The sequence below is a fragment of the Bacteroidota bacterium genome (assembly GCA_018698135.1).
Taxonomy (GTDB): Bacteria; Bacteroidota; Bacteroidia; order CAILMK01; family JAAYUY01; genus JABINZ01.
In genome coordinates this window covers 1-2363 of record JABINZ010000026.1, presented here as the reverse complement: position 1 = coordinate 2363, position 2363 = coordinate 1, and the positions used below count along the sequence as shown (strand labels likewise).

The 2363-nt window shown below is 36.1% G+C and carries 1 protein-coding gene; it reads left to right on the top strand.

All coding sequences use genetic code 11. From position 1 onward, the window contains the following. Positions 1 to 846: 846 nt before the first annotated feature. On the top strand, positions 847 to 2363 hold a 1517-nt coding region (locus HOG71_01805), incomplete at its 3' end, for a SulP family inorganic anion transporter (protein MBT5989561.1).

Below are 2363 nucleotides of genomic sequence, written 5' to 3'. Positions count from 1 at the left end.
AGGAATTCCTGGGGTTATAGCATGGCTGAAGAAAAATGCAGTATTATCTTTGTTTTAAGCCAATAAAGGCTGTATATGCTTTGATTTGCAAAACGATGCAAAAATAAACTGTTGGCATTATCATAGACCTAGCTGACAGCCTATTAATAAAATACTGATTATCTGTTTGTTATCATCAATATTGACGGAACTTAATAGCATTAATTTCATTTTTATCAGTCATTTTATACAGAGTTTCTTTTCAAAAATTTGAAAAACATTATCCTTTATATCGGTATAGTCAGTTTCAACCTGACCAATCTACTATAAATAATAATTCTCACAGTTGGCAAGAATTGACAATTTTGCAAATTTTGGTTTGTATGCAATGTATTTTTAAGTGTTATGAAAAAATTAAGAAATTTCTTTGTTTTAAGCCAATGAAGGCTATATTTGCGTTGGTTTGCAAAGCGATGCAAAAATAACTGTTGGCATTATCATAGACCTTGCTTTCAGCCTACTTATAAAATCATGAGTATTAGTTGGTTATCGTCAATATTGACGGAACCTTACTCTCCGCCTTCGCCTTCCGAAGTCCATTAGGACGAAGGAAGGCGGTAATTCCAAACATTCAGTAATTTTATTGGCCGAGCCCAAATGCTTCTGCGGAGAAACTCCGCCATAATATTAATTCATGGTTATTCAATCACTTTTGAAGTCCTTTATGAATAATACGCTAGTATGAATTATGATTAAGAAAATAGAATTGAATGTAGGAAGTAAATACATTCAACTTTCTAAATACTTGGCTTGTTTGTTGTTACATGCCCATTCTTTACTAATAAGCTCCACGAACAATATTCCTGCATGAAAAAATATTTAAATCTTTTTGATAGAACTCAAAAAGTTGATTACAAAATTGAAGTTCTATCAGGAATTACAGTTGCTCTGGCTCTGGTGCCTGAAGCAGTTGCGTTTGCAATTATTGCAGGACTTTCGCCCTTGACAGGTCTTTATGCAGCATTTGTGATGGGATTGGTAACGTCTATTTTTGGTGGACGCCCCGGTATGATATCTGGTGCTACCGGTGCAATAGCTATTGTTATTGTTTCTTTGGCTAAATCGCATGGTGTAGAATATGTTTTTGCAACGGTTATTCTGGCAGGTTTTATTCAAATGTCTGCTGGCTTTTTAAAATTAGGTAAGCTTATTCGCTTGGTGCCAACTCCTGTTATATTTGGATTTGTAAATGGCCTCGCTATTATCATATTTATATCTCAACTTGATCAATTCAAAGGTGTTTCAGGCAATTGGTTAAACGGAACATCTCTTTATATTTTGCTCGGTTTGGTATTGCTAACAATGCTTATTATTTGGGGATTACCTAAAATTACTAAAGCAATACCTGCATCCTTAACAGCCATATTGGTTGTATTTGGCATCGTGGCATTTTGGGGTATTGATACAAAAACCGTAGGTGATATCGCTTCCATTCAAGGAGGATTTCCTCCTTTTCATTTCCCTAAGGTTCCTTTTAAGTTTGATAATATACTGGTGATTTTACCTTATGCTGGAATCATTGCTGCTGTGGGATTAATCGAAAGTTTATTAACGCTTAGTATTATAGACGAAATAACTGAAACACGTGGTAGAGGTAATAAAGAAGCCGTTGCTCAAGGTGCTGCCAATATGCTTTCCGGGATGTTTTCTGGTATGGGTGGTTGTGCCATGATTGGCCAGAGTTTGATTAATGTTTCCAATGGTGCGCGTGCCCGACTTTCGGGTATAGTAGCTTCTGTTATGTTACTTGTGTTTATTATGTTCGGCTCAAGCTTCATTGAGAAAGTGCCCATGGCTGCTCTCACAGGTTTGATGATCATGGTTGCCATTGGCACCTTTGAATGGGCCAGTTTTGGTTCATTCAGGAGAATGCCAAAATCTGATATTTTTGTGATGGTGATGGTTACCTTGGTCACCGTTTTCCTTCATAATTTGGCCTTGGCGGTAATTGTTGGTGTCATTATCGCTGCACTTGTATTTGCATGGGATAGTGCCAAAAGAATTAGAGCCAGAAAACATATCGATGAAGATGGCATCAAACACTACGAGATTTATGGTCCATTGTTTTTTGGTTCGGTAACTACATTTAATGAAAAGTTTGATGTATTAAATGATCCTGATGAGGTTATAATTGATTTTGAGGAAAGCAGGGTTGTTGATATGTCGGCTATTGAAGCACTCAATAAAATTACAGAACGCTATCAAAAAGTTGGAAAGAAAATCCATCTGAAACACTTAAGCCCTGATTGTAAAAAGCTATTGAAGAATGCTGAACAAATTATTGATGTGAATGTTATGGAGGATCCTACTTATAAAGTTGTGGT